Below are 6,983 nucleotides of genomic sequence, written 5' to 3'. Positions count from 1 at the left end.
AATGTATCAAAGAAATCAATAAGCATCATCATGTCAATATGCCGATACTGGACGCTGTATACAACATCCTGTACGAACGTATCTCACCAATGATCGAGATTAAATTGCTGACTGACTCTTTTAGATAATCTTTAAACAAGAACGATATGATTAGTTTAAACATTGAAAAGACATTTGGATTTATCTCCAAAGAAAAGGTTTTTGCTTACGAAGCTGAAGTAAAAGCCGCACAGGAAATGCTTGAAAAAGGTACAGGCAAAGGTAATGACTTTTTAGGATGGTTGCATTTGCCTTCTTCTATCACTAAAGAACACTTAGCCGACCTGAACGCTACAGCAAAAGTATTAAAAGATAACTGTGAAGTAGTAATCGTTGCCGGTATCGGTGGCAGCTATCTGGGTGCCCGTGCCGTAATCGAAGCTTTGTCTAACAGCTTCACTTGGCTGCAGGAAAAGAAAACGGCTCCTGTCATGATCTATGCAGGACACAATATCAGCGAAGATTATCTGTACGAACTAACTGAATATCTGAAAGATAAGAAATTCGGTGTCATCAATATTTCTAAATCAGGAACTACTACCGAAACTGCTCTTGCTTTCCGTTTGCTGAAAAAGCAATGTGAAGATCAGCGCGGTAAAGAAACTGCAAAGAAAGTAATCGTTGCTGTGACGGACGCTAAAAAAGGTGCTGCCCGTGTTACAGCTGACAAAGAAGGATATAAAACATTTATCATCCCTGACAACGTAGGCGGACGTTTCTCTGTACTGACTCCGGTTGGTTTGCTGCCTATCGCAGTAGCCGGATTTGATATCGACAAACTGGTTGCCGGTGCTGCCGATATGGAAAAAGTATGCGGATCGGACGTTGCATTTACTGAAAACCCGGCTGCTATTTATGCTGCTACCCGCAATGAGTTGTACAGAAATGGCAAGAAGATCGAAATCCTCGTTAACTTCTGCCCGAAACTGCACTATGTAAGTGAATGGTGGAAACAGCTTTACGGAGAATCTGAAGGAAAAGACAATAAAGGTATCTTCCCTGCATCGGTAGATTTCTCAACAGACCTCCACTCTATGGGTCAATGGATTCAGGAAGGCGAACGTTCTATCTTTGAAACGGTGATTTCAGTAGAGAAGGTTAACCACAAACTGGAAGTTCCTTCTGATGAAGCAAATCTGGACGGTTTGAACTTCTTAGCCGGCAAACGTGTGGACGAAGTGAACAAGATGGCCGAACTGGGAACACAGCTGGCTCATGTAGACGGTGGCGTACCTAATATGCGTATTGTACTTCCGGAATTGAGCGAATACAACATCGGTGGTCTGCTTTATTTCTTCGAAAAGGCTTGTGGTATCAGCGGTTATTTGCTGGGCGTGAACCCATTCAACCAACCGGGTGTGGAAGCATACAAAAAGAATATGTTTGCCTTGCTGGACAAACCGGGTTATGAAGAGGAATCCAAAGCAATCCGTGCAAAACTATAAATCAAGAACGTTTTATAAACGGTAAACTATAAACAATGAACGGTGAACAACTATGCTATATACATGGATTTGTTCACCGTTCATTATTATATTCAATTGATTGCAGTTTCCGATTGTACCGCTTATTGCCCGTTGTACCGTTTACTGCTCACCACTTCTACTTCTCATCTTCCACTTTCGTCTTCAAACCGATTTCTTCCTGTGCTCCTTCACATTCGGCTTTGGAAGAAAGATAGAACTCTAATTTCACATCACCGTTCTTATCTACCTGTTTAATGGTCGCAATCACCATAATTTTGGCTTTTGACACCCCATCCTTAAAACGAAGCTGTCCTTTTTCCACATCTGTCAGATTTCCCTCTGTAGATACTTCTGTTTGCTCATAAAAGAGTTTGGTATCCACTTCATCGTCATTCTGAAGTTTAAAGGTTTTCAGTTCTGCCCCATTTCCATCCAAAAGCAGAAAGGCTTTCACTTCATCTCCCACTTTCAAGGCGGGCAGTTCCTCCCTCTGATTCGCATAGTCTTTTTCATCGGAACTGGTATTTTCACCGTCCGATTCGATCTTCGCATAAAGCTTTTCTATCTTGATAACAGGACTTTCCCCACTATCAGAGCAGGCGCCTAAAAACAATGGTAGCAACAATAATACTCTCTTTTTCATGCTATCGTCGAGTTTATAACGTTACAAAAATACACATATTCTTCTAAACAGCAAATAATTATGTAGTTAATCGCTTGGGAGCGTCATTTGCAACTATCTTCCCTTTCTAACTTATCTCTCATTTTTTATCGTTATCTTTGCCTCGTATACAGTTGTAGATGAAGCGAATCAAACTTAAAAAACAAATAGAATGGCAGGAAATTTATTAAAGAAGTCCAGTGGACTCATGCTACTATGTAGCGTATCATTGCTAATGATAGTCATGACCGGTTGTCAGGAAGCCAAACTCAAAACTGTAATCGGGATAGCCAACAAACAGTGTCCGCTGGACATGGGAGAAGTCGGCAATATTACCAGTATCATCTACGACGGGGATAACGTAGTGTACACTCTCAACATGAACGAGGAAATTACCAATATTAAGATTTTGAAAGATAATCCGGAAAGCATGAAATCATCTATCAAAATGATGTTTCAGAATCCGGCTGCTGATGTAAAGGAAATGCTGAAGTTGATGGCTAAGTGTAATTCCGGATTACACATGATATTTGTAGGGAATAAGTCGGGCGAACAAGCGGTTTGCGAACTTACTGCCGAAGAATTGAAAGAGGTTATCAATACAAATGCCGCCCCGGCACAAAGCGGACAGACAAAGCTTGAAGCGCAACTGAAAATGGCGAATCTGCAATTTCCAATGCAGGCCAGTGAAGAAGTCGTTGTCGAAAAAATCGAAATCATAGGTGAATCGGTTGTTTATATATGCAGTGTGGACGAAGAGTTGTGTCCTATCAGCCAGATTGAAGAAAACGCAGCTGAAGTGAAAGAGGGTATTGTGTCAACGCTAGCAAGTCAGACCGATCCTGCCACCCAGATATTCATAAAAACCTGCGTGGAGAACAATAAAAATATTACCTACAGATATATCGGCAAGGATTCCGGGAAACAATACGATGTAGTTATTCCCATGTCTGATCTGAAGAAAATGCTCATAAAAAATAAAATATCATCTTAAAAAGATTCCGCAACGTACAAAGTATGAAAAAGAAACTGAAAGCCGTCCTGTTTGACATGGACGGCGTACTCTTTGACTCTATGCCTTATCATTCGGAAGCCTGGCATAAAGTAATGAAATCTCATGGGCTCACTCTTAGTCGCGAAGAAGCATATATGCATGAAGGACGGACAGGAGCCTCTACAATCAATATTGTTTTTCAACGTGAATTGGGTAGAGAAGCCACACAGGAGGAGATAGAAAGTATCTATCAGGAGAAAAGTGTTTTGTTCAATTCATATCCCGAAGCAAAGCCTATGCCCGGTGCATGGGAGTTACTGCAAAAAGTGAAGAAGGACGGGCTGATTCCGATGGTGGTCACCGGCTCCGGTCAGTTATCTCTGCTCGAACGGCTGGAACACAACTATCCGGGAATGTTTCACAAAGAACTGATGGTTACAGCGTTCGATGTGAAATATGGCAAACCCAATCCCGAGCCATATTTGATGGCTTTGAAAAAAGGAGGGATCAAAGCGGATGAAGCGGTTGTAGTAGAAAACGCTCCGTTAGGAGTGGAAGCCGGACACAACGCGGGTATTTTCACCATAGCAGTCAATACGGGTCCTTTGAACGGGCAAGTGTTGCTGGATGCCGGGGCTGATTTATTATTTCCATCCATGCAGGCACTAAGCGATCAATGGGATATGCTATTTGAAAAGGACATCTAAAAGCTGAAAAGAAAATTTATTCTTCAAAACAGGAGGAAAATATTGAAAAGCAGGAATATAAATAGTATTTTTACGGGAGTTTAATTCGCTTAGATTTTATCTAAGCCAACGCAGATTCTACTATGCAAAAGTTATTATCTTTACCACCCAACTTGATCCATTGCTTCCATGAACTGGAAGAAGTTAGCCATACCGATTGGTTTTGTACATCAGACCCCATAGGGAGCAAACTAGGCTCCGGCGGGGGAACTACGTGGTTATTGCAAGCTTGTCATCAGACATTCGCTCCACAAGAGTCTTTCAGCAACTGGATAGGACATGAAAAAAGAATATTGCTCCATGCAGGCGGACAAAGCCGTCGGCTACCCAGTTACGGCCCTTCCGGCAAAATATTAACTCCTATTCCGATCTTCAGTTGGGAAAGAGGACAAAAACTGGGACAGAATCTGTTATCATTGCAGCTCCCGCTCTATGAAAGGATTATGAATCAGGCTCCGGCCGGTCTGAATACACTGATTGCTAGCGGAGACGTATATATCCGTTCGGAAAAACCGCTTCAGGATATTCCGAACGCAGATGTAGTATGCTACGGGTTGTGGGTGAATCCTTCATTGGCAACTCATCATGGCGTGTTTGTTTCCGACCGGAAAAAACCGGAGGTACTCGACTTCATGTTGCAGAAACCTTCTTTGGAAGAGTTGGAAGGATTGTCGAAAACTCATCTTTTCCTGATGGATATCGGCATCTGGATTTTGAGTGACCGCGCCATAGAAGTATTGATGAAACGGTCATTGAAAGAAGGTACGAAGGATATTACTTATTATGACTTATACTCGGACTATGGTTTGGCTTTGGGAGAGCATCCTAAAACGAAAGATGAAGAAATCAATCAGTTATCCGTAGCTATATTGCCGTTGCCGGGTGGAGAATTCTACCATTACGGCACAAGTCACGAACTGATTTCTTCTACTTTAGCCATACAAGACAAGGTACGGGACCAAAGAAGAATCATGCACCGGAAAGTAAAGCCAAATCCGGCTATCTTTATACAGAATTCCATCACACAAGTTTCTCTTTCTGCCGACAACGCCAATTTATGGATTGAGAATAGCCATGTGGGAAAAGAATGGAAATTAGGTTCCCGCCAGATTATTACAGGAGTTCCTGAAAACCAGTGGAGCATAAATTTGCCGGATGGGGTTTGCATCGACATTATTCCTATCGGTGAGAATGAGTTTGTTGCGCGTCCGTATGGATTGGATGATGTATTCAAAGGAGCGTTGGACAAAATAACGACTACTTACCTTAATGTTCCTTTTACCCGTTGGATGGAAGATAGAGGAATTACCAGGGAGGATATAAAAGGGCGTACAGATGATTTACAATCGGCATCCATCTTCCCCAAAGTGGCTTCTGTGGAAGATTTAGGCATATTAGTACGCTGGATGACCTCGGAGCCACAACTGGAAGAAGGGAAAAAACTTTGGTTGAAAGCAGAAAAAGTTTCTGCAGACGAAATATCCGCAAGCGCCAACCTCAAGCGCCTTTACGAACAGCGCAATGCTTTCCGCAAGGAGAACTGGAAAGGATTGGCGGCCAATTATGAGAAGAGCGTATTCTATCAACTCGATTTGCTGGATGCCGCAAATGAATTTGTACGTTTCAATCTGGATATGCCTGACGTATTGAAAGAAGATGCCGCCCCCATGTTACGGATACACAACCGGATGCTTCGTGCACGTATCATGAAACTACGTGAAGACAAGGATTGTGCCAAAGAGGAACAGGCAGCCTTTCAACTACTTCGCGACGGTTTATTGGGGGTAATGAACGAACGAAAGAGCCATCCCATACTCAATGTTTATTCCGATCAAATCGTATGGGGACGCAGTCCTGTGCGTATCGATGTGGCCGGAGGATGGACGGACACACCTCCCTACTCTCTTTATTCAGGAGGAAGTGTTGTAAATCTTGCTATCGAACTGAACGGTCAACCGCCGCTACAAGTATATGTGAAACCTTGCAAGGAATATCACATCACTCTTCGCTCTATCGACATGGGTGCAATGGAAGTGATAAGGAATTACGAGGAACTGCAAGATTATAAAAAGGTAGGTTCTCCATTCTCTATCCCGAAAGCTGCCCTTACATTGGCGGGTTTTGCACCGGCATTCTCTACGGAATCTTATCCTTCTTTAGCTAAACAGCTGGAAGATTTCGGTTCAGGAATCGAAATTACTCTGCTAGCTGCTATTCCTGCGGGCTCTGGCTTGGGAACCAGTTCCATACTGGCATCTACCGTGCTCGGAGCAATCAATGATTTCTGCGGATTGGCTTGGGATAAAAATGATATATGTAGTTACACATTAGTATTAGAGCAGCTCCTGACCACTGGAGGAGGTTGGCAAGATCAATATGGCGGTGTCTTTTCTGGTATTAAGTTGCTTCAATCCGAAGCTGGTTTCGAACAGAATCCATTAGTACGCTGGTTACCCGATCAGCTCTTTGTTCATCCTGATTACCGCGACTGTCATCTGTTATATTATACGGGAATTACTCGTACTGCTAAAAGTATTTTGGCAGAGATTGTCAGTTCCATGTTCCTCAATTCCGGTCCGCATCTAAGCTTGCTGGCCGAAATGAAAGCTCATGCAATGGATATGAGTGAAGCTATTTTACGGAGTAATTTCGAAAGTTTCGGTCGTTTGGTCGGCAAAACCTGGATACAGAACCAGGCATTAGACTGCGGAACCAATCCTCCGGCAGTAGCAGCCATTATCGAGAAAATCAAGGATTACACCCTGGGATACAAACTCCCCGGTGCAGGTGGCGGAGGCTATTTATATATGGTAGCCAAAGACCCGCAAGCAGCCGGACAAATCCGACGGATACTGACGGAACAAGCCCCCAATCCTCGTGCTCGTTTTGTAGAAATGACTCTTTCTGATAAGGGACTTCAGGTTTCAAGAAGCTAAAGAGAAAGCGTTACCATAAGGCCGGTCCATCATCCGGAATCATAAAAAACAAGCTTGGACAGATTCAAACGAAATGTCCAAGCTTTAATTTTTCAATGCCATAATGATCTGTTTTACATGTTGAGACTTGAAATAACTGTA

General features: G+C 42.9%; 5 protein-coding genes and 1 pseudogene. 5 read left to right on the top strand and 1 reads right to left on the bottom strand.

Features of this window, described 5'->3' with window-relative positions:
* Both ACT8YW_RS21100 and ACT8YW_RS21095 read left to right on the top strand, forming a co-directional pair.
* Nucleotides 1–128: pseudogene (locus ACT8YW_RS21100) on the top strand (NAD(P)H-dependent glycerol-3-phosphate dehydrogenase); the annotation flags it as partial.
* 18 nt (nt 129–146) lie between these two features.
* Nucleotides 147–1,484: a glucose-6-phosphate isomerase gene (locus ACT8YW_RS21095; protein ID WP_444107055.1), complete on the top strand. Its 1,338-nt coding sequence runs from the start codon at nt 147–149 to the stop codon at nt 1,482–1,484.
* A gap of 157 nt (nt 1,485–1,641) precedes the next feature.
* Here the strand turns inward: ACT8YW_RS21095 and ACT8YW_RS21090 are convergent, their stop codons facing one another.
* Complete coding sequence (locus ACT8YW_RS21090; RefSeq protein ID WP_008650173.1) at nt 1,642–2,148, bottom strand: DUF5035 domain-containing protein; 507 nt, start codon at nt 2,146–2,148, stop codon at nt 1,642–1,644.
* Between the two features lie 190 nt (nt 2,149–2,338).
* Between ACT8YW_RS21090 and ACT8YW_RS21085 the strand changes: the two genes are divergently transcribed.
* From ACT8YW_RS21085 to ACT8YW_RS21075, 3 genes are all read left to right on the top strand, one after another.
* Complete coding sequence (locus tag ACT8YW_RS21085; protein WP_444107054.1) at nt 2,339–3,160, top strand: hypothetical protein; 822 nt, start codon at nt 2,339–2,341, stop codon at nt 3,158–3,160.
* 23 nt (nt 3,161–3,183) lie between these two features.
* Complete coding sequence (locus ACT8YW_RS21080; protein WP_444107053.1) at nt 3,184–3,867, top strand: HAD family hydrolase; 684 nt, start codon at nt 3,184–3,186, stop codon at nt 3,865–3,867.
* Nucleotides 3,868–3,989: 122 nt separating this feature from the next.
* On the top strand, nt 3,990–6,842 hold the full coding sequence (locus ACT8YW_RS21075; protein WP_444107052.1) for a bifunctional fucokinase/fucose-1-phosphate guanylyltransferase: 2,853 nt from the start codon (nt 3,990–3,992) through the stop codon (nt 6,840–6,842).
* Nucleotides 6,843–6,983 lie beyond the last annotated feature (141 nt).

Origin of the sequence: Bacteroides sp. (assembly GCF_052357945.1) — a bacterium.
Taxonomy (GTDB): Bacteria; Bacteroidota; Bacteroidia; order Bacteroidales; family Bacteroidaceae; genus Bacteroides.
This window is presented reverse-complemented; position numbering and strand designations above follow the sequence as displayed.

Excerpts from the sequence above, each read along its gene's own strand:
- ACT8YW_RS21095 (WP_444107055.1), top strand. The coding sequence starts at position 147 with ATGATTAGTTTAAACATTGAAAAGACATTTGGATTTATCTCCAAAGAA.
- ACT8YW_RS21090 (WP_008650173.1), bottom strand. The coding sequence starts at position 2,148 with ATGAAAAAGAGAGTATTATTGTTGCTACCATTGTTTTTAGGCGCCTGC.
- ACT8YW_RS21085 (WP_444107054.1), top strand. The coding sequence starts at position 2,339 with ATGGCAGGAAATTTATTAAAGAAGTCCAGTGGACTCATGCTACTATGT.
- ACT8YW_RS21080 (WP_444107053.1), top strand. The coding sequence starts at position 3,184 with ATGAAAAAGAAACTGAAAGCCGTCCTGTTTGACATGGACGGCGTACTC.
- ACT8YW_RS21075 (WP_444107052.1), top strand. The coding sequence starts at position 3,990 with ATGCAAAAGTTATTATCTTTACCACCCAACTTGATCCATTGCTTCCAT.